20 protein-coding genes are annotated in these 19,101 nt (G+C 67.5%); 12 read left to right on the top strand and 8 right to left on the bottom strand.

Annotated elements, in window-relative coordinates; genetic code table 11:
- Nucleotides 1-40: 40 nt before the first annotated feature.
- Nucleotides 41-2,017, bottom strand: coding sequence for a DNA topoisomerase IV subunit B (gene parE, locus S2M10_RS04385; protein WP_168845023.1), 1,977 nt, complete (start codon nt 2,015-2,017; stop codon nt 41-43).
- A gap of 215 nt (nt 2,018-2,232) precedes the next feature.
- On the opposite strand from parE, the gene S2M10_RS04380 reads away from it, so the two are divergent.
- Both S2M10_RS04380 and S2M10_RS04375 read left to right on the top strand, forming a co-directional pair.
- The gene (locus tag S2M10_RS04380) at nt 2,233-3,849 is read left to right on the top strand and encodes a catalase (RefSeq protein WP_282098022.1); all 1,617 of its coding nucleotides are present in this window, start codon (nt 2,233-2,235) and stop codon (nt 3,847-3,849) included.
- A 64-nt stretch (nt 3,850-3,913) separates the two neighbouring features.
- Nucleotides 3,914-4,483: an ankyrin repeat domain-containing protein gene (locus S2M10_RS04375; RefSeq protein ID WP_168845022.1), complete on the top strand. Its 570-nt coding sequence runs from the start codon at nt 3,914-3,916 to the stop codon at nt 4,481-4,483.
- A 77-nt stretch (nt 4,484-4,560) separates the two neighbouring features.
- Here S2M10_RS04375 and S2M10_RS04370 read toward each other — a convergent pair whose 3' ends face one another.
- Nucleotides 4,561-5,280 (bottom strand): GcrA family cell cycle regulator, encoded by a 720-nt coding sequence (locus S2M10_RS04370; RefSeq protein WP_168845021.1) that lies wholly within the window; start codon nt 5,278-5,280, stop codon nt 4,561-4,563.
- Nucleotides 5,281-5,332: 52 nt separating this feature from the next.
- On the opposite strand from S2M10_RS04370, the gene S2M10_RS04365 reads away from it, so the two are divergent.
- From S2M10_RS04365 to queE, 8 genes are all read left to right on the top strand, one after another.
- Nucleotides 5,333-6,172, top strand: a complete 840-nt coding sequence (locus S2M10_RS04365) for an ABC transporter permease (protein ID WP_168845020.1) — start codon at nt 5,333-5,335, stop codon at nt 6,170-6,172.
- Nucleotides 6,173-6,276: 104 nt separating this feature from the next.
- On the top strand, nt 6,277-7,692 hold the full coding sequence (locus S2M10_RS04360; protein WP_168845019.1) for a patatin-like phospholipase family protein: 1,416 nt from the start codon (nt 6,277-6,279) through the stop codon (nt 7,690-7,692).
- 119 nt (nt 7,693-7,811) lie between these two features.
- Nucleotides 7,812-9,008: an aspartate aminotransferase family protein gene (locus S2M10_RS04355; protein WP_168845018.1), complete on the top strand. Its 1,197-nt coding sequence runs from the start codon at nt 7,812-7,814 to the stop codon at nt 9,006-9,008.
- Between the two features lie 148 nt (nt 9,009-9,156).
- Nucleotides 9,157-10,074 (top strand): ornithine carbamoyltransferase, encoded by a 918-nt coding sequence (gene argF / locus S2M10_RS04350; RefSeq protein ID WP_168845017.1) that lies wholly within the window; start codon nt 9,157-9,159, stop codon nt 10,072-10,074.
- A gap of 598 nt (nt 10,075-10,672) precedes the next feature.
- Entirely contained in the window at nt 10,673-11,599 is a 927-nt protein-coding gene (locus S2M10_RS04345) for an Hsp33 family molecular chaperone HslO (RefSeq protein ID WP_168845016.1), read from the top strand.
- 80 nt (nt 11,600-11,679) lie between these two features.
- Complete coding sequence (locus S2M10_RS04340; RefSeq protein ID WP_348770528.1) at nt 11,680-12,108, top strand: hypothetical protein; 429 nt, start codon at nt 11,680-11,682, stop codon at nt 12,106-12,108.
- A 146-nt stretch (nt 12,109-12,254) separates the two neighbouring features.
- On the top strand, nt 12,255-12,947 hold the full coding sequence (queC, locus tag S2M10_RS04335) for a 7-cyano-7-deazaguanine synthase QueC (protein WP_168845015.1): 693 nt from the start codon (nt 12,255-12,257) through the stop codon (nt 12,945-12,947).
- Nucleotides 12,944-13,576 carry a 7-carboxy-7-deazaguanine synthase gene (gene queE, locus S2M10_RS04330; RefSeq protein ID WP_168845014.1) on the top strand — a complete coding sequence of 211 codons (633 nt, stop codon included), beginning with the start codon at nt 12,944-12,946 and terminating at the stop codon, nt 13,574-13,576. Before queC ends, queE begins: the two co-directional genes overlap by 4 nt.
- Before the next feature lie 40 nt (nt 13,577-13,616).
- Here queE and S2M10_RS04325 read toward each other — a convergent pair whose 3' ends face one another.
- The 3 genes from S2M10_RS04325 to lipB form a co-directional block, all read right to left on the bottom strand.
- Nucleotides 13,617-14,267 carry a hypothetical protein gene (locus S2M10_RS04325; RefSeq protein ID WP_247650604.1) on the bottom strand — a complete coding sequence of 217 codons (651 nt, stop codon included), beginning with the start codon at nt 14,265-14,267 and terminating at the stop codon, nt 13,617-13,619.
- Between the two features lie 207 nt (nt 14,268-14,474).
- Nucleotides 14,475-14,702, bottom strand: a complete 228-nt coding sequence (locus S2M10_RS04320) for a hypothetical protein (RefSeq protein ID WP_168845012.1) — start codon at nt 14,700-14,702, stop codon at nt 14,475-14,477.
- A 104-nt stretch (nt 14,703-14,806) separates the two neighbouring features.
- Entirely contained in the window at nt 14,807-15,451 is a 645-nt protein-coding gene (gene lipB / locus S2M10_RS04315; protein WP_168845011.1) for a lipoyl(octanoyl) transferase LipB, read from the bottom strand.
- Nucleotides 15,452-15,551: 100 nt separating this feature from the next.
- Between lipB and S2M10_RS04310 the strand changes: the two genes are divergently transcribed.
- Nucleotides 15,552-16,376 (top strand): glycerophosphoryl diester phosphodiesterase membrane domain-containing protein, encoded by an 825-nt coding sequence (locus S2M10_RS04310; RefSeq protein WP_168845010.1) that lies wholly within the window; start codon nt 15,552-15,554, stop codon nt 16,374-16,376.
- Entirely contained in the window at nt 16,373-17,116 is a 744-nt protein-coding gene (locus S2M10_RS04305; protein ID WP_168845009.1) for a hypothetical protein, read from the top strand. The genes S2M10_RS04310 and S2M10_RS04305 overlap by 4 nt, the downstream gene beginning before the upstream one ends.
- Here S2M10_RS04305 and S2M10_RS04300 read toward each other — a convergent pair.
- The 3 genes from S2M10_RS04300 to S2M10_RS04290 are packed head-to-tail and all read right to left on the bottom strand — an operon-like array spanning nt 17,083 to nt 18,966.
- Nucleotides 17,083-17,679 carry a GNAT family N-acetyltransferase gene (locus S2M10_RS04300; protein WP_168845008.1) on the bottom strand — a complete coding sequence of 199 codons (597 nt, stop codon included), beginning with the start codon at nt 17,677-17,679 and terminating at the stop codon, nt 17,083-17,085. The genes S2M10_RS04305 and S2M10_RS04300 overlap by 34 nt on opposite strands.
- Nucleotides 17,680-17,683: 4 nt before the next feature.
- Nucleotides 17,684-18,526: an oxygen-dependent coproporphyrinogen oxidase gene (gene hemF, locus S2M10_RS04295; protein ID WP_168845007.1), complete on the bottom strand. Its 843-nt coding sequence runs from the start codon at nt 18,524-18,526 to the stop codon at nt 17,684-17,686.
- Nucleotides 18,523-18,966, bottom strand: a complete 444-nt coding sequence (locus S2M10_RS04290; protein WP_348770532.1) for a tRNA (cytidine(34)-2'-O)-methyltransferase — start codon at nt 18,964-18,966, stop codon at nt 18,523-18,525. Before S2M10_RS04290 ends, hemF begins: the two co-directional genes overlap by 4 nt.
- Nucleotides 18,967-19,101: the final 135 nt, after the last annotated feature.

The raw sequence follows: 19,101 nt of genomic DNA, 5'->3' as shown, positions 1-19,101 counted from the left end.
TGTCGATGGTCTTTCATCGCGTCGACAGATTGGAATGCTCTCAGGCGTCGATCACCTCTTCGTCCAGCCGTGCCGCATTTTCCTGGATGAAGGCGAACCGGTGCGCCGGGTTGTTGCCCATCAGCCGGTCGACCAGATCCTTCACGCCTGCGCGCTCCTCATATTCCTGGGGCAGCGTGACGCGCAGCATGCCGCGGGTCGCCGGGTCCATCGTCGTTTCCTTGAGCTGGTTGGGGTTCATCTCGCCGAGACCCTTGAACCGGCTGACCTCCACCTTCTTGCCCTTGAACGCCGTCTTCTCGATCTCGATGCGGTGCGCGTCGTCGCGGGCGTAGAGGCTCTTGGAACCCACCGTCAGCCGGTACAGCGGCGGCTGGGCGAGGTAGAGATGCCCCTTGCGCACCAGATCCGGCATCTCCTGGAAGAAGAAGGTCATCAGCAGCGTCGCGATGTGGGCGCCGTCGACATCGGCGTCGGTCATGATGATGATGCGTTCGTAGCGCAGCTGGGTCGCGTCGCAATCCTTGCGGGTGCCGCAGCCCAGCGCCTGGATCAGGTCGGCGATTTCCTGGTTGGCGAGGATCTTGGCCGAGGTCGCGCTGGCGACGTTGAGGATCTTGCCGCGGATCGGCAGGATCGCCTGGGTCTTGCGGTCGCGCGCCTGCTTGGCCGAGCCGCCGGCCGAATCGCCCTCGACGATGAACAGCTCGGTGCCCTCGGGGCTGTCCGCCGAACAGTCGGTCAGCTTGCCGGGCAGGCGCAGCTTGCGGCCCGAGGTTGCCGACTTGCGCTTGACCTCGCGCTCCTGCTTGCGGCGCAGGCGGTCGTCCATCCGCTCCAGCACATAGCCGAGCAGCGCCTTGCCGCGCTCCATATTGTCGGTGAGGAAATGGTCGAAATGGTCGCGGATCGCCTTTTCGACCAGCGCGGTCGCCTCGGGGCTGGTAAGGCGGTCCTTGGTCTGGCTCTGGAACTGCGGCTCGCGGATGAACACCGACAGCATCACCTCGGAGCCCGTCACCACGTCGTCCGGGTTGAGGTCCTTGGCCTTCTTGTTGCCGACCAGATCGGCAAAGCTGCGCAGGCTCCGCACCAGCGCCTGGCGCAGGCCCTGCTCATGGGTGCCGCCGTCGGGCGTCGGGATGGTGTTGCAGTACCAGCTGTAGCTGCCGTCGCTCCACAGCGGCCAGGCGACCGCCCATTCGACGCGGCCCTGTGCATCCGGGAATTCCTGGGTGCCCGCGAAGAAATCGGCGGTGGCGCATTCGCGCGTGCCGACCTGCTCCTTCAGATGGTCGGCGAGGCCGCCGGGGAACTGGAACACGGCTTCCGCGGGCGTATCGTCGGTGATGAGGCTGGGATCGCACTTCCAGCGGATCTCGACGCCCGCGAACAGATAGGCCTTGGAGCGGGCGAGCTTGTACAGCCGCGCCGGCTTGAACAGCATCTCCCCGAAGATCTCGGGATCGGGGGTGAAAGCGACGCTGGTGCCGCGCCGGTTAGGCGTGCCGCCGATCTTCTCCAGCGGGCCCAGCGTCTGGCCCTGGCTGAAGCGCTGGCGATAGAGCTGCTTGTCGCGTGCGACCTCGACCACCGTGTCCACCGACAGCGCGTTGACCACCGAGATGCCGACGCCGTGCAGACCGCCCGAGGTGGCGTACGCCTTGCCCGAGAATTTGCCGCCCGAGTGGAGCATCGAGAGAATCACCTCGAGCGCCGACTTGTCCGGGAAGCGCGGATGCGGATCGACCGGCATGCCGCGGCCATTGTCGACGATGGTGATGCGGTTGGGCGCGGCGAGCGTCACCTCGATGCGGTTGGCGTGGCCGGCGACCGCTTCGTCCATCGCATTGTCGAGGATTTCGGCGGCGAGATGGTGGAGCGCGCGCTCATCGGTGCCGCCGATATACATGCCCGGGCGCCGCCGCACCGGCTCGAGCCCCTCGAGAACCTCGATCGACGAGGCGTCATAGGTGCCGGAGGGGACGGAGGGCGCAGCGAAGAGGTCTTCGGACATGCGGAACGTATAGGGGGTGCGGGGCGCGCCGTGCAAGCTGGCGACTCCTTTGCGCTGAGCGGTCCGCTCGATTTCTGTGAACGCGTCTTTGCGTTTCCCCTTCGTATCCTCGTGCCTGCATAGATGTCTTCAGGTGATGCGGTGCGCCCGACGCGCCGCCGCCGACCAGAAAAGGGAGTTTCCTCATGCTTCGTTCCACCCGGAGCGGCGCGGCGATGGCCGCGTTGCTCGGCGGCGCCCTCGTGCCTGCCGTGGCGGCCGCCCAGACCGAGACCCAGGTCTCCACCCGCATGACCACCAGCCCGGCGCCGGTCAGCGCCCAGGCCGATACCCCCATCCAGGCGGAATCCGGCGCCGCGCCGGTGCTGACCCGCGACAATGGCGCCCCGGTGGGCGACAACCGCAATTCCAAGGCGGCGGGCGATCTCGGCCCGGTGCTGCTCGAGGATTCGCATCTGATCGAGAAGCTGGCGCGCTTCGATCGGGAGCGTACGCCCGAGCGCGTCGTCCACGCCCGCGGCACCGGCGCGCACGGCGTGTTTCGCGCGACCGCCGACCTTTCCGATCTCACCAAGGCGTCGCTGTTCCAGCCGGGCAAGGAAACCCCGGTGTTCGTGCGCTTCTCCAGCGTGATCCACGGCAAGGACAGCCCCGAATGGCTGCGCGACCCGCGCGGCTTCGCAACCAAGTTCTACACCGATCAGGGCAATTGGGATCTGGTGGGCAACAACCTGCCGATCTTCTTCATCCGCGACGCGATGCAGTTCCCGGACATGGTGCATTCGCTGAAGCCCGACCCGGCCACCAATCGCCAGGATCCGAACCGCTTTTTCGACTTCTTCTCGGCCACGCCCGAATCGACCAACATGCTGACCCAGCTCTATTCGAACCTGGGAACGCCCGCCTCGTACCGCACGATGGACGGCAACGGCGTCCATGCCTTCAAGCTGGTCAACGCCAAGGGCGAGACGGTGTTCGCCAAGTTCCGCTGGATCAGCCGCCAGGGCGTCCACAACCTCACCGCGGCGCAGGCGGGCGCGCAGGCGTTCGACTATCACACCCATGATCTCTACACCGAGATTGCCAAGGGCAATCATCCGAGCTGGGACCTGATGGTGCAGGTGATGCGGCCTGAGGATTTCGCCAAGCTCGACTATAATCCGTTCGACGACACCAAGGAGTGGCTGGGCGTGCCGTTCCGCAAGATCGGCGAGATGACGCTGAACAAGGTGCCCGACAATTTCTTCGAATGGACCGAACAGTCCGCCTTCGCGCCGTCGAACATGGTGCCGGGCATCGAGGCCTCGCCCGATCGCATGCTGCAGGGGCGGTTGTTCAGCTATGCCGACACCCAGCGCTATCGCATCGGCGCCAACGCGCTGGCGCTGCCGGTGAACAAGCCGCGGGTCACGGTGGTCAACAACAGCCAGGACGGCCAGCTCAACGCCTCCGGCCGTGCCTCGCGGGTGAATTATTTCCCCGCCGCGCTGGCACCCAAGACGACCCCGGCAGAGGCGGGCGCCTCCACCTATGCGGTGGACGCCATGGTCGCCGCCAAGCCGATCGCCAAGACCAATAACTTCGCCCAGGCGGGCGTCTTCTACCGCGCGCTGCCGGCGGCGGAGAAGGCGGACCTGATCAAGAACCTGTCGGGCGATCTGGGCAAGGTCGTGTCGCCGCGCACGCGGACGATCATGGTCAGCTACTTCTACCAGGCCGACAAGGACTATGGCACGCGGCTCGCCAAGGCGGTCAACGTGCCGCTGGCCGAGGTGGAGAAGGCGGTCGCCGAGTATCGCGCGGCCCATGCCGAGCAGCTCGCCGCCAACTGAGGTCCCCCCGAAGACCCGGGCCGGCACGTACCGGCCCGGGCATTCGCGCTATCGGAGTCATGGGATGCGTACCCTGTTGTTTCTGCTGGCCGGGGCGGTGATGGCTCCGGCGCCGATGGCCGCTGCCCAGACGGCGGCGACCGAGCTGCCGTCCCCCGAGCGTCGCCAGGCGCTGCTGTTCGATGCGGCGCGCGCCGGCCGGGCCGATCTGGTGCCTGGGCTGGTACGGCTGGGGGCGGACCCCAATGCCCGCGACGCCCGCGGCTTCACGCCCGCGATTCTCGCCGCCTATAATGGCCAGGCGGCGGCGCTGGAGGCGCTGATCGCCGCCGGCGCGGATCCGTGCCTCGCCGACGGCGGCCAGGGCAACACCGCGCAGATGGGCGTGGCCTTCAAGGGCGACGACGCGATCGCGGCACGGCTGCTCAAGGCGGGCTGCGACGTCAATGCCCGCAACAAGGCGGGGCAGACCGCGTTGATGATGGCGGCGCTGTTCGGGCGGGCCCGCCAGGTCGAGCTGCTGCTTGCGGCGGGTGCGGATCCGGCGATTGCCGATGCCAGCGGGCGGACGGCCGCCAGCGTGGCGGCGGCGCAGGGCAATGCCGGCCTTGCGGACCGGCTCGCGCCGCGCTGACCCCGGTTCCCAGTGCATGAAAAAGGGGCCCGCACCCTTCCCGGTGCGAGCCCCTTTTGCTTGTCTGGCGCTGCGGCTTAGCGCGGGCGCGGCGTGCCCCCGAACGGCATGGTCGGGGCCGGGCGCCGGTCGCGCCGGGGCAGCTGCGCCTGATAGGCGTGGCCGCAATGCTCGACGCAATAGGGAAAGCCCGGGTTCACCTTTTCGCCGCAGAAATGGAAGTCCGGCTCGCCCGGATGACCGAGCGGCCATTTGCAGATCTTGTCGTTCAGATCGAGGAGCGTCGTCTTGCCGGCGATCGCCTCGCTCGGCTTGGCGGGGACGAGGCGGCGCGGCGGGGCAGGGGCGCTGGGCGGAGCCTGCTCGCCCGGATTCTGGCGGATAAAGCCACCAGGGCCGACCGAGCGCAGCACGGGCTGGGGGGTGCGCGGCGTCGCGGGCTCGGCGGCATCGTCATCGATATCCGAATCGTCCACGGGAGCCGCAGCGGGTGCAGGGGGCGCCGGGCGGGGTGCCGGCGCCGGCGTCGCCGCCTGGGCACGCGGCGCGGCGGGAGCGGGGGCGGCAGGCTTCGGCGCGGCCGCGGGCTTGGGTTCGGCCGGCGCGGCGGGGGCGGCCGCGGCCTTGGCTTCGTTCGACTTCACCGGCGACGGACGCGAGGGCAGGCCGAGGCGGTGGGCCTTGCCGATCACCGCGTTGCGCGACACGCCGCCCAGTTCCTCGGCGATCTGCGTCGCGGTCAGGCCGCTGTCCCACATCTTCTTCAGCGTCTCGATACGCTCGTCGGTCCAGCTCACTTCGGTTCCTTCGTCTTGCGGGCGGCGGCGTCAGCGGGTACGCGATCGCGCCATGAGCAGCCACCCCGAAATCGGTTCACAGCTTCCCGAGCCGGGCGTTCCGGTGATTCGCAACGTCAACTGGGGAGGCTTGCGCACCCTCTATATCAAGGAGGTGCGCCGTTTCTTCAAGGTGCAGCTCCAGACGGTGTGGGCACCGGCGGTTACCACCTTGCTATATCTGGTGATCTTCACGGTCGCGCTGGGCGGCGGCGGGCGCGTGGTGGTGCTGGACCGCGTCGCCATCCCCTATGCCGATTTCATCGCGCCCGGGCTGATCGTGATGGGCATGCTGCAGAACGCTTTTGCCAATGCCAGCTTCTCGCTGCTGGTCGGCAAGATCCAGGGCACGATCGTCGATTATCTGATGCCGCCGCTCTCCACCGGCGAGATGCTGGCCGCGCTGACGGGCGGATCGGTGACGCGCGCCTTCTGCGTCGGCGGGACCGTGTGGCTCGCCATGGCCTTGTGGGGCGTCCACGTCTTGCCCGCGCATTTCTGGGCCGTGCTGTGGTTCGGCTTTCTAGGTTCGCTGTTCCTTGCGCTGATGGGGGTTCTCACCTCGATCTGGGCGGAGAAGTTCGACCATGCCGCGGCGGTGACCAACTTCGTCGTGGCGCCGCTCGCGCTGCTTTCGGGCACCTTCTACTCGGTCGAGAACCTCTCGCCGGTGTTCCGCGCGATCAGCCACGCCAACCCGTTCTTCTACATCATTTCCGGGTTCCGCTTCGGCTTTCTGGGCGTCGCCGATTCGCCGATCCTGATCGGCAGCCTGGTGATCCTGACGCTGGATGTGGTGCTGGGACTGTTCTGCTACGCGCTGCTGCGGCGAGGCTGGAAGATCAAAAGCTGAACCGGATCCGCCGTAAAACCATTACGGAATACTAATCATTCGGTGCATACTACCACGGCCGAAGGTTCCGCGGGGGCGGAATCAGGCTGTCGTGGGGGCATCACATGCGTTTTCTCGATTCGTTCGGGCTGCTGGTCGCGGCCGGGCTGTTCCTGGCCGGTTGTAGTCAGCCGCGTCCCAAGCCGATCCTCGGGTGCAACTATCAGGTCGTCCCGCTCACCGTCAGCCCGCGCTGGCGGCAGGCCCCACTCCGACTCGACGCGCTCGGCGCCGCCGGCGCGCAGGCAGGCGATGCGGCGAGCGCAAGGCTGGGCGAGATGCTGCGCGAGCGCCGCGCCCGGCGGGTGACGCTGCTGGGGGCCGCGCAGGCGAGCCGCGCCGAAGCCCCGGTCGACCAGTTCCTGGCGTTGAGCGGCGGCGGCCAGCACGGCGCGTTCGGCGCGGGCTTCTTCTACGGCATGGGCACGCTGCCCAGCTGGGACATTGTCACCGGCGTCAGCACCGGCTCGCTCCAGAGCACGCTGCTGTTCCTCGCCAACCAGCCCGTACCGGCGGATCGCACCGACTATGGCTGGGTCGACGGTCCGATGTCCGGCAAGGAGGGCGCTACCGGGCTGGTGGTGAAGCCGGGCAGCTCGAACGTCGGCGATCTGGTGCTCGCCTATTCGATCGCGAGCGAGGCCGATCTGCTGCGCAAGCGCAGCGGCGGCGCGGCGCTGGGCGTGGTGCTGAAGGGATCGACCGCGAGCTTCGCGCCGCTGCGCGCGCGGCTGCTGAAGATCATGACCATCGGCACGCTGCAGGCGGTGGGCCGCGAATGGCGGGACCAGAAGCGCCAGCTGTTCGTGGGCGTGAGCAACCTCGACGACGGCGAAGGCTATGGCATCGACATGACCGAGCTGGCCGCACGCACGCTCGCCACCGATTCGCCGACCGAGCTGGCGCGGCTGCAGGGCTGCTATGTCGATGCGATGCTCGCCTCCTCCTCGGTGCCGCCGGGCGTCCCGCCGATCACGCTGCAGACCGCGCGCAGCACGGAGATGTACATGGACGGCGGCGCGCGCTTCGGCATGTTCCTGGAGCCGGTGACGGCGGCGCTGCGGGGCGCCGGTGACGACGGGCGTGCGCAGGTGACGCTGCTGGTCAACACCACGATGGCGGTGGGGCCGTGGAGCGGCACCGGCCAGCCGACGCAGCGCTGGTCGGCGGTCACCGCCGCGCTGCGCGCCGTCGACCTGATGGAGACGCAGGTTTATCGCTTCTCCGCTGCGCAGGTGGAGGAACTCGGCATCGCCCGGGGCGGGCTGGACATGGCTTATCTCAGCAACGCCGGCATCCCTGGCGGGCAGGCACCGGACGACCATGTGTTCAACGGCAAGAGCTGCGCCGCATGGCAGGCGATCGACGCCCAGGCCAAACCGCTGCAATTCTATCCCTGGTACATGGCGTGCACCGCCGATTACGGCCGCTCGCGCGGCGTTGCGCGGCAATGGAATCACAGCGCCGCACGCCCGCACTAGAGACAGGTTGACCTGCGGGCCCAAGCGGCTCTAATTATGCGAGAGGGCGGCCCGGATAGGTCGCCCTTTTGCGTTTCTGGAGTTTCCCACCTCTTTTTCTCGTAAGGAGTATCGTTCCCATGACCATCACCCCGCTCATGCCCGTCTACCCGCGGTGCGGTGTGCGGCCGGTGCGAGGCGAGGGCTGCTACCTGATCGGGGAACGAGGGGAACGCTATCTCGATTTCGCCGCCGGTATCGCCGTCAACGCGCTGGGCCATGGCCACCCGCATCTGGTGCAGGCGATCGCCGACCAGGCCGCCACGCTGATGCATGTGTCGAATCTCTACGGCTCCCCGCAGGGCGAGGCGCTGGCGACACGCATCCTGAAGCACAGCTTCGCCGACACGGTGTTCTTCACCAATTCGGGCGTCGAGGCGATCGAGTGCGCGATCAAGGTCGCGCGCCGCTATCATTATGCCAATGGCAATCCGCAGCGGCACAAGCTGATCACCTTCAAGAACGCCTTTCACGGCCGTTCGCTGGGGGCGATCTCGGCGACCGACCAGGGCAAGATGCGCGACGGGTTCGAGCCGCTGCTGCCGGGCTTCGACTATGTTCCGTTCAACGATCTCGAAGGTGCGATCGCCAAGATCGACGACGAGACCGCGGGCTTCCTGGTCGAGACGATCCAGGGCGAGGGTGGCATGACCGCCGGCACGCCCGAGTTCATCCAGGGCCTGCGCAAGGCCTGCGACGAGCACGGCCTGCTGCTGATCCTCGACGAGATCCAGTGCGGCTATGGCCGTACCGGCAAGATGTGGGCCTATGAGCATTACGGCATCACGCCCGACATCATGACCTCGGCCAAGGGCATCGGCGCGGGCTTCCCGCTCGGCGCCTGCCTCGCCACCGCGGAAGCGGCCAAGGGCATGGTCGCCGGCACGCATGGCTCCACCTATGGCGGCAATCCGCTGGCGATGGCAGCAGGCATGGCGGTGCTCGATGTGATGGAGGAACCCGGCTTCCTCGAGCATGTCACCCGCATGGGCGAGCGTCTCCGCCAGGCGTTCGAGCAGCTGCTCCCCAACCATGATCACCTGTTCGAGGAGATTCGCGGCAAGGGCCTGATGCTCGGCATCAAGATGAAGGACACGGTGGTGAGCCGCGACTTCGTCGCCCATCTGCGCGACCATCACGGGCTGCTGACCGTGGCGGCGGGCGAGAATGTGTTCCGCGTGCTGCCGCCGCTGGTGATCGACGAGAGCCACATCGCCGAGGCGGTCGACAAGCTGAGCGCGGGTGCGCGCAGCTTCGCACCGGCGGCTGCGGCCTGAGGACTGAACCGATCCTCCCCGGGACGGGGAGGGGGACCATGCGAAGCATGGTGGAGGGGGGGCTCCGCAAGGGGCGTCGCTGGTGGAGGGGCCCCTCCACCCCGACGCTCCGCGTCGCGGTCCCCCTCCCCGTGCCGGGGAGGATGTAATGACCCGCCACTTTATCGATCTCACCGATGCCGGCCCCGACGCGATCGCGGCGATGCTCAACGACGCGATGGCCCGCAAGCAGGCTCGTGCCGGCTGGCCCAAGGGCAAGCCCGACGCCGATGCCCCGCTCGCCGGCCATGTGCTGGCGATGATCTTCGAGAAGAACAGCACGCGCACCCGCGTCTCGTTCGACATGGCGATCCGCCAGCTCGGCGGCACCAGCATCGTGATGGACGCCGGCTCGATGCAGCTCGGCCGCGGCGAGAGCATCGCCGATACCGCGCGCGTGCTCTCGGGCTATGTCGACGCGATCATGATCCGCACCGACGATCACCAGAAGGTGATCGACATGGCCAAATATGCCAGCGTGCCGGTGATCAACGGCCTCACCGATGCCTCGCATCCCTGCCAGATCATGGCCGACCTGCTGACCATCCTCGAAAGCGGCAAGGCGCTGCCCGGCCTCAAGGTCGCCTGGCTGGGCGACGGCAACAATGTGCTCGCCTCGATCATGGAAGCGGGCGGGCTGATGCAGTTCGACGTCGTCGCCGCCTGCCCGCAAGGCTATCAGCCGAGCGATGCCGAGGTGGCCAAGGGCAAGGGCCGCGCCCGCGTGGTCGGCACCGCACGCGAGGCGGTGGAAGGCGCCGACATCATCGTCACCGATACCTGGATCTCGATGGGCCAGGCGCATGCCGAGACCAAGCTCGCGGCGATGATGCCCTTCCAGGTCGACGAGGCGCTGATGACCGCCGCCAAGCCCGACGCGAAGTTCCTCCACTGCCTGCCAGCCCACCGCGGCGAGGAAGTGACCGACGCTGTGATCGACGGCCCGCAATCGCTGATCTGGCCCGAGGCGGAGAACCGGCTGCACGCGCAGAAGTCGGTACTGCGCTGGTGCTTCGGGCAGATTTGATGTTCTCTCCCTCCCCCGCAAGGGTGGGGAGGGAGAGGGGGCGATGTGCGTTCCGCAAATCGCGCGGGTGCTGCGCAACCGCTCACCCTCTCCAAGCTATGCTAGCCGCTGAAGCGGCAAGCTTCGCTATCCTCCCCCGTCGAGGGGGGGGAGGTGCAGTACCAAAGGCGGGAAGGGCTTGAGATCCCAGCCAGTGCGCTGACCGCGGCGATATCGGCCATCGGCAGCGCGCCGACCGCCTGCTCGACCGAGGCCAGCGGCTGTTCCGCCGACCGCCGGTCGCCGCCTTCCCGAAGATCCTCGTCGCGATGCTCGGGGGCCTTGCGGCGCAGTGCGCACTTGCGCTCGCGGACTTGCGCTGCGGGCCTCGTTCTTGAAGTCGTCGTCGGCCTTGGCGCGCGCGGCATCGGCGGCGCGCTTGTGAAGGCTGCGCAGGCTGGCCGATAAGGGACGGGCTGTCGCACGCTGCCGCAGAGCCCCCACATTGTTTCCCGCCCGCAAGCCCCTATCTACGCACCCGAACCCAGACAATGCGTTCGTCCGAACGCGCGGAGTCCCCCGACTTCTCGCGGCCGCAAGCGAATGCCGGAGATTTGACGTGACTCACCCCGTTCCCGCCGCCGATCTCGATCGCGTGACCGGCTTCGCCATTCCCCAGCGCCATGTCCGCGGCCGCGTCGCGCGGCTGGGGCCGGTGCTGAACGAGATCCTCTCGGCGCATGCCTATCCCGCGCCGATCGAGAAGCTGCTGGCGGAGGCGCTGACCCTCACCGCGCTGCTCGGCAGCACACTCAAGGATGCCGAGGGGCAGATGACGCTCCAGGCGCAGACCCAGCGCGGCATCGTCAGCCTGATGGTGTGCGACTACAAGAATGGCGAGCTGCGCGGCTATGTGCAGTTCGATGCCAAGCGGCTGAGCCAGCTCGGCAAGAACCCGTCGCTCAGCGCGCTGTTCAACGGCGGCTATCTGGCGGTGACTTTCGACCAGGCGCTCACCAACGAACGCTATCAGGGCATCGTGCCGCTGGAGGGCGCTTCGATCGCCGAGGCGGCGCAGAGCTACTTCCTCCAGTCGGAACAGATCCCGACGCTGGTGCGGCTGGGCGTGCACAAGGACAAGACGACCGGCAAGGTGATCGCTGGCGGCCTGTTTCTCCAGCATCTGCCCGAGGGCGAGGTGGGGCGCGAGCGGCTGCACGTGCGGCTCGACCATCCGGAATGGCAGCATGTCGAGGCGCTGGGCGGCACGATGGGTGCCGACGAGCTGGCCGATGCGGCGATCCCGCTGGAAGGGCTGGTGTGGCGGCTGTTCAACGAGGAGAGCGAGGTGCGCATGCTCGCCGGGCATGATCTGTCGCGCGGCTGCCGCTGCGGGGCCGAATATATCCAGCAGGTGCTCGCCAAGTTCCCGGAGGAAGAGCGCGCGGCGATGGCCGACGAGGGCGGCGTGATCAAGGTCGATTGCGCCTTCTGCTCCAAGCAGTTCCCGGTCGCGCTTGCCGATTTCGTTCCGCCGTCGTTGTAAAGCCGTAATGCTCCCATGATATGAGGCTAGGTGTACGGGCCGTGGGAGCGGTGCCGCCGCCGACAGTGGAGTTTGAACGGGTGAGCAAACGAGTGGCGTGGGTGCTTTTCGCGGCGGTCGCGGGCCTGGGACTGGTGACGGCGGGCGCGGCGGCGCAGCAACAGCCGCGTCCGGCGGCGCACCGGGCGGTGGACGTGCCCGCGCTCAACATCGTCCAGAAGGGCAAATGGGCCGTGCGCGACACCGAGGGCGGCGAGCGCAGCATCTGCCTTCGCGATCCCTATCAGATCCTGCGGCCCGAGCGCGTGACCACGCCGTGCCAGCATGTGCTGATGGAAAGCGCCTCCAGCCGCGCGACGGTACGCACCACCTGCACCGGGCACGGCACCATGCTCACCCGCCTCACTGTCGATACGCCGCGCCAGGTGACGGTGGAGATGCAGGGCGTGATCGACGGCCAGCCCTTTTCGGAGACCTATGACGCGAAGCGCGTTGGCGAATGTTCCTGAACCCGCCGGTTACCATTCGTTAACCCTTCGGTCGTACAAGGATGGGGTGCCAGGGAGGTGTCTCTCCCTGGTTTGGTTTTCCCATTTCTATCCTTTCCGGCCGTCCCTTCGGGGGCGGCCATTTTTTTGCCGGCCTGAGCGCCTACATGCCGCCGATGACTCAAAGCATTGCCATCGCCCTGGTTTCGGGCGGACTCGATTCCATGGTCTCCGCCGCGCGTGCCCGTGAGGACGGCCACCGCCTGCTGGCGCTGTCGATCGACTATAACCAGCGCCACAAGGTCGAGCTGGACGCCGCCGCCAAGATCGCCGCGCTGCTCGGCGCCGAGCGCCACGTCGTGCTGCCGCTCGATTTGCGCGCGTTCGGCGGGTCGGCGCTCACCGCGGATATCGATGTGCCCAAGACCGGCGTCGGCAGCGACATTCCGGTCACCTATGTGCCGGCGCGCAACACCATCTTCCTGAGTCTCGCGCTTGGCTGGGCCGAGGCGGCGGGTGCGCGCGACCTGTATATAGGCGTCAATGCGCTCGATTATTCGGGCTATCCCGATTGCCGCCCGGAGTTCATCGCCGGGTTCGAGAAGCTCGCCGAACTCGCCACCAAGGCGGGCGTAGAGGGCCAGCCCTTCCGCATCCAGGCGCCGCTTCAGAACATGAGCAAGGCCGATATCGTCCGCGAGGCGGCGCGGCTGGGGCTCGATGCTGGGCTCAGCTGGTCCTGCTACGATCCGACCCCCGAAGGGCTCCACTGCGGGCTCTGCGACAGCTGCCGGCTGCGGTCGCGCGGGTTCGAGGAAGCCGGGCTGCCCGATCCGACCCGCTACGCCGTCCACCCATGAGCTACGCCGTCAAGGAGATGTTCCTCACCCTGCAGGGGGAGGGGGTCAATGCCGGTGCGCGGGCGGTGTTCGTCCGTTTCGCCGGCTGCAACCTGTGGTCGGGCCGCGAGGAGGATCGGGCGACGGCGGTATGCCGCTTCTGCGATACCGATTTCGTCGGGATCGACGGACTGGGCGGCGGTCGGTTTGCCGATGCCGCGGCGCTGGCGGCGGCGGTGGAGGGCCATTGGGGTGCCGGCGAGGACCAGCGCTTCGTCGTGCTCACCGGCGGGGAGCCGATGCTCCAGATCGACGATGCGCTGGTCGAGGCGCTCCATGCCCGCGGCTTCCGCATCGCGATCGAGAGCAACGGCACGCTGGCGGTGCATCCCGGCATCGACTGGGTGTGCATCAGCCCCAAGGCGGGGAGCATGGTGGTGCAGCGACGCGGTGACGAGCTCAAGCTGGTCTGGCCGCAGCCGGGAACCGATATCGATGCGATCGAGGGCTGGGACTTCGCCCATTTTCTGATCCAGCCGATGGACAGTGCCGAGGCCGAAGCCAATATGCGTGCGGCGATCGCGGTGGCGATGGAGCGCCCGCGCTGGCGGCTGACGCTGCAGACCCACAAGTTGCTGGGCCTGCGCTGATAAGGAAAAGGGGCGGCGTTTCCGCCACCCCTTTGTTGATTTAGCCCAAGGATCCACACTTGCGCGGCTGATATTCGCCCTTGCGCCAGCACTTCTCCTCGCCGAACTGCGGGAGCGGGCGCAGCACCGGCCACACGAAATTGGTCCGGCGGGTGCGGAAATGCTGCTCGCCCCAGGCCTTCAGGCTCTCGCGCAGCTCACGCATGCGGCGCATCGCCACGTCGCCCACCGTTCCACGCGGTGCGTACACCACGTCCTGGCCGATTGAGGCCGCCGTCTGGCAGAAAGACAGCTGTCCGGAGACGGTGGAAAAGCTCGAATAGACGCGGGTCGAGAACACGTCGAGCGCGTTCTGTGCGGCCTTCTTGGTCTTCGCGGTTTTTAGGAAATATTTCTCAAGCGTACCGTATGCTTTATTGAACTCGTCATCATGATCTTTGCGAGCCGCGACATAGTTGTCATCGGCGAGGAGTGTCGGCTCGAACTTGCATTGCAATGCAGCAACGTTGAGCGCGGCGCGCAGGCTCCAGACCAGCGCCGCGCGCAGCTCGGCGGGGGAAGCCCCAGGCATCGCCTGGGCAATCATGCCGGGCTCGTTGCCGGTGACCGGCGGCGCCGAGAGATCCACCGGCTTGAAGAAGAATTGCGCCGAAGCAGGCGCCGAAACGCACAATGCCGCGAGGGCAGCCATGCCCAAAGTGATACGCCGACCGAGCATCCCATCCTCTTGATACCGCTATGAGGAATGTTCGTTAGGGCGTTTCGATTCGTCGCCCAAGCCCCTTTTTTCCAAACGCGACGATCCGTGCCGTGCGGGAAGGCGTGGGGGCGGCGGAAACGAGAAGGGCCGCCCGGTCGCCCGGACGGCCCTTTCGTAGTTCACGCCGAAGCGCGATGATTACATCGCGTTCGAAGCGTTCATCGCACCGTTGTCGGCCATCATGCCGTTGTCGACCGGAGCGGCGACGTCAACGTTGGTGACCGAAGCGTCGGTGGTGTTTTCCGGAGCCACGACTTCGGTGGTGTTGTTGACGCTGGTGGTCTCGTTGTTGGTGCACGCCGAGGCCAGGAGGGCCGCACCGGCGATCATCGAACCAGCAACGATCTTCGAAAGGACTGCACGCATGTAATAGCTCCCTAGATAATGGATTTGGACGACGCTTGTACGCCGTTAATACCCAAACCGTGCTGGACATTAGACGGTTCGGGGGACACCCTCAAGACTCGAATTTATCCCGCGCGATCCAGACCGTCCAAAAATGGCAAAAATGTGGCCTGGAGGGCGGCATCGAAGCGGTCCGTCGCAATCGGCTTGCCCAGGGCGGCAGCGCTGGTGACCGGAAATTCCGCAATTCCGCAGGGCACGATGCCGGTAAAGTGGGTCAGATCGGGATCGAGGTTGATCGCGAAGCCGTGTAGCGTCACCCATTGGCGGATTCGCACGCCGATCGCGCCGATCTTGGCCTCGACGCCACGATCGAGCGTCCAGATGCCGATGCGGCCGGGCGCGCGGAACGCCTCGATGCCGCATTCGCCCAGTGCCGCGATCACCCAGCCTTCGATCGCATGGACATAGTTGCGGACGTCGCGCAGCCGGTCGCGCAGGTCCAGCACGACATAGCCGATCCGCTGGCCCGGGCCGTGATAGGTATAGCGCCCGCCGCGCCCGGTGCGGTGCACGGGAAAGCGCTGGTCGAGCATCTCGGCGGGATCGGCGCTGGTGCCGGCGGTGTAGACGGGTGGATGCTCGAGCAGCCAGACCAGTTCCCGGGCGGTGCGCGCGGTCACGGCGGCGGCGCGCGCCTCCATCGCGGCATGGGCTTCGGCATAGTCGATCGGTCGGGGCTCGACCCGCCATTCGATGGTATCGTGCATGATCGCCGCCGATTGCGCCCTTCCGGGCCGCAAGGCAAGCATTGGCAAGGCGGCGCCCCCCGGCTAACACCCGGGGCCCCTCACGCAAGGACTTCGCCGCATGGCAAAAATGGGTATCGTCTGGGATCGGACCGCCGCCTTCGCCGGAGAGCGGCTCGGCGTGCTGCTGCCGATCGCGCTGGCGGCATTCGTCGTGCCGGGCGTGGCCGGCAACTGCGCGCAGGCGCTGGCCCTGACCGCAGGCAGTGGTGCCCGTTGGGGGCTGGGCGCGCTGGTGCTGCTGCTGTCGCTGCCCTCGATCTGGGGATCGCTTGCCGTCATCGCGCTGGCGACCGGCGAGGAGCGCTTTGCGGGCGCGGGGCGACTGGCGCTGCGGCGGTTGCCGGCAGCGATCCTCGTCTCGATCGTCCTGGGGCTGGCGGCGGCGCTGGCGATGCTGCCGGTGGCGGTGATCCTCGCGGCGGGCGGCTATGACCTGGCGGCGATCGCGGCGGGGCGGGCGGGTGCCGTCGTCGTCGATCCCCGGACCTCGAGCCTAGTCGCGCTGTATGTGCTGCTGCTGCTGCCGGTGGCGCTGTTCGCCTTCACCCGGCTGATCCTGGTCAGCCCGGTGGTGCTGCGCGAAGACGCGCTGTTCGGCGCGATCCGCCGCTCCTGGGTGCTTACCCGCAAGCATGGCTGGCGGATCTTCGGCATGCTGCTGCTGTTCGGCATGATCGGCGGAATCGCGCAGCTCGCCGCGCAGGCCGTGTTCGGCTCGGTCTTCACGCTGCTGGCCGGCGGGGGGCAGGGCGTGACCACCGCCTTCGTGCTGACCACGATCGCGACCAGTTGCGTGCAGGCGATCGTGATGGTGCTGCTGGCCGCCTTTCAGGGACGGCTCTATGCCGCGCTGACGACCGCCGATTCGGTGTGGCGGGCATGACGCTGCGCCTCGCCGGCCTGTTCGCCGACGCCAAAATCCTGTGGCAGCGCGAGCGCACGCTGGTGCTGCCGGTCGCCGGGATGTTCTTCCTGCTGCCCAGCCTCGGCCTCCTGCTGCTGCTGGCGCAGGGGGCGCCGCAGATCGAATCGCTGTCCGATCAGGCGGCGCTGCTCGCCTTCTACCGCAAGTTCGTCGAAGCCAATGTCGTGCCGCTGATGCTGGCCTATCTGGCGGTCGACTACGGCATCTTCGCGCTGTTCAACCTGTATCTGCGTGGCGGCGGTCAGACCCTGGGGCAGGTGCTGGGGGAGACGCTGCGGCGGCTGTTCCCCTTCCTGGCGATCGAGGTGGCGGTAAGCCTGGGCTTCCAGCTCGGCTTCTCGCTGTTCATCGCGCCGGGCCTGTTCCTGTTCGCGCGGACCTGGCTTGTCGCCCCCGCCTACGCGGCGCGACCCGGGGCTGGGCTGATCGAGGCGTTCAAGCAGGGCTGGCTGCGCAGCGGCGGGATGACCTGGCTGCTGTTCCTGCTCGTCGCGGCGATGGTGTTCGCCGGCGGCATCGGCGCGATGGCGGTGGCGAGCATCGTCACCGGTCTGATCGCGACGGCGCTGGGCGGCGGCGTGGTGCCGGAATTTTTGGGCTATCTGCTGCTGTCGGCGATCGGCGCGGTGGTTTGGACCGCGCTGGTGATCCTCCGCGTCGCCGCCTATCGCGCGACCGAGCCGAGCAGGGGAATGTGAGGCGCCGCTTCCGCCGGTAGCACGCCGAGCAGGCGCGGATCGGGAAAGGTCTCGATCGTGCGCTTGACCGGCACGAAGCCGTGATGGCGGTAGAAGCGCAGCGCGGCGGGATGGTCCAGCGTGCAGGTGTGCACGCCCACCCGCGTGACGTCCTTTCGCCAGGCAAAGGCGAGCGCTTGCCCCATCAGCCAGTCGCCATGGCCCTTGCCGGTGATTTCCGGCACCAGCCCGAAATAGGAAAGTTCGCAGGTAGCGGGCGTGCGGAAGTCGAGTTCGAGCATGCCGAGCTCGACGCCGGCGCGATCGGTGACGGCGTGAACGAGCACCTGCGGATCCTCCAGAATGCCGCGCAGCCGTGCCTCGTCCATCACCAGCCGCGAATACCAGAGCCACGGCCCGCCCACCCGGCGGAACAGCGCGCGATATTTGTCGCTGTCCGGCGCGGGCCAGTGGACCAGCCGGAAGGGTGCGGGCGGCTGCGGCCGGGGCTTGGGTCTCTCCCGCATTTCCAGGGCGGTGACGATGGTGGCGAGGTGATCGTCGGCGACGGGCAACAGGCCCATGGGGTCAGCTCCAGGCGGCCATCGGCGGCAGGCTCATCAGGATCGCATCGACATTGCCGCCGGTCTTGAGGCCGAACAGCGTGCCGCGATCGTAGATCAGGTTGAACTCGGCATAGCGGCCGCGCCATTCGAGCTGGCGCTGGCGATCGGCCGCGTCGAACGGCTGGTGCATCCGCCGCCGCACCAGCTTGGGATAGACGTCGAGGAACGCGCGGCCGACATCCTGGGTGAAGGCGAAATCCGCCTCCCAATCGCCTTCCAGGTGATCGTAGAAGATGCCGCCGACGCCGCGATGCACCTGGCGGTGGGGGATGTAGAAATACTCGTCCGCCCAGGCCTTGAAGCGGGGATAATAGGCCGGATCGTGCGCGTCGCAGGCGGCCTGCAGCCGGGCGTGGAAGTCGGCAGTGTCCTCGGCATAGGGCAAGGGCGGGTTGAGATCGGCGCCGCCGCCGAACCAGCGCTTGGTGGTCGTCAGGAACCGCGTGTTCATGTGCACGGCGGGAACATGCGGGTTGGCCATATGTGCGACCAGGCTGATGCCGGTGGCGAAGAAGCTGGGATCCTCGCCCGCGCCGTGGATGGTCTTGGCGAAATCGCCCTCGAACGCACCGCCGACGGTGGAGACGTTGACGCCCACCTTCTCGAACACCCGGCCCTTCATCACCCCGCGCACGCCGCCGCCGCCGGGGGCGCCACTCGCGTCGCTGCGTTCCCAGGCGAGATAGTCGAACGTCGCGTCGGAGCCGGCCTCGCGCTCGATCGCCTCGAATTCGCCGCAGATCGAATCGCGCAGGCCCTCGAACCAGGCGCGCGCCCGCTGCTGCTGTTCGTCGAGCTCGATCATTCCGGGAATCCTTCCGTCTGGCGTAGTGCTTCGGCCAGCCCGATGCCCGTGGCAACGGCGAGGTTCAAGGAGCGCAGCTCCGGCCGGAGCGGAATCCGTACTCCGGCATCCGCGCGGGCGTGGACGAAATCGGGCACGCCGCTGCTCTCGGCGCCGAACAGCAGCGTGTCGCCCGCTTCGAAGCGGGCCTCCGGCAGACGGGTGCCGCCACGGGTGGTGAACAGCACCAGACGGCCGGGCACCCGCGCTTCGAAGGCGTCCCAGTCGGCGTGGCGGACCGTCTCGGGCGCATAGTCCATCGCGGCGCGTTTGCGGGCGCGATCGCCCCAGGGAAAACCCATAGGTTCGATAAGGTCTACGGCCACCCCCATGCATGCCGCCAACCGCAAGATCGTGCCGACATTCCCTGCAATTTCAGGCTGGAACAACGCGATGCGGATCGTGGCGGAGGAAGTCATTTTGCAGTGCAACATTAAGGCCTTGGAGACGAGAAGATGAAAAACCCTGTTGGCAAAGCTGCATCGCGCCGTCTATCAAACTTGGGATAGCCACCGGAAACCCGGCCGGCACTGAGC

Origin of the sequence: Sphingomonas sp. S2M10 (genome assembly GCF_012650175.1) — a bacterium.
Lineage (GTDB): Bacteria > Pseudomonadota > Alphaproteobacteria > Sphingomonadales > Sphingomonadaceae > Sphingomonas.
Note: the sequence above shows the minus strand (reverse complement) of the source record. Positions and strands in the feature narration are given on the sequence as shown.